Below are 299 nucleotides of genomic sequence, written 5' to 3' on the forward strand. Positions count from 1 at the left end.
TGGTAAATACTATGTGTCCATTTTGACTGAATACGAAAAAGAGATCGTACAAAAAGAAGTAGAAACAGTTGTTGGATCAGACTTTGCGATGGATCAATTATACGTCAGTTCTGAGGATGAGAGAGCCAATTATCCTAGGTTCTATCGCGAAATGTTAGACCGATTAGCAAATGCTCAACGAGTATTATCAAGACGTACAAAAGGTTCAGGGCGTTAGCTCGCCTGTCTTAGGACGAATTCGTTAGCTACCAAAAGTAACGACTAACCGAGAAGCCCCCACTTCAAACCGTCCGTTAGGA

General features: G+C 41.8%; 1 pseudogene. It reads left to right on the plus strand.

The features are described from left to right. Nucleotides 1-214, plus strand: a pseudogene (locus ACQRBL_RS32780) (RNA-guided endonuclease TnpB family protein); the annotation flags it as partial. Nucleotides 215-299: the final 85 nt, after the last annotated feature.

It is taken from the genome of Bacillus sp. AF62, from assembly GCF_050312695.1.
Classification (GTDB): domain Bacteria; phylum Bacillota; class Bacilli; order Bacillales; family Bacillaceae_G; genus Bacillus_A; species Bacillus_A cereus.